The following is a 230-nucleotide window of genomic DNA, read 5'->3' as shown; positions in this document are numbered from 1 at the left end:
CCCCCACGTCAAAGACGCTAGATCCTAAGTCTAGTGCGTCTGCCAATTCCGCCACACGCGCATGTAATACAATGGTGAGCCATGAAGGACTCGAACCTTCGACACCCTGATTAAAAGTCAGGTGCTCTACCAACTGAGCTAATGGCTCTTAATGGCTGGGGATATAGGATTTGAACCTATGCATGACGGAGTCAAAGTCCGTTGCCTTACCGCTTGGCTAATCCCCAATA

2 tRNA genes are annotated in these 230 nt (G+C 49.6%); both read right to left on the bottom strand.

Features of this window, described 5'->3' with window-relative positions:
• Positions 1 to 72: 72 nt before the first annotated feature.
• A tRNA-Lys gene (locus C1T21_RS26915) sits at positions 73 to 148 on the bottom strand.
• A gap of 4 nt (positions 149 to 152) precedes the next feature.
• A tRNA-Gln gene (locus tag C1T21_RS26910) sits at positions 153 to 227 on the bottom strand.
• Positions 228 to 230 lie beyond the last annotated feature (3 nt).

The organism is Paenibacillus sp. F4, from assembly GCF_002894905.1.
Taxonomy (GTDB): Bacteria; Bacillota; Bacilli; order Paenibacillales; family Paenibacillaceae; genus Paenibacillus; species Paenibacillus polymyxa_B.
This window is presented reverse-complemented; position numbering and strand designations above follow the sequence as displayed.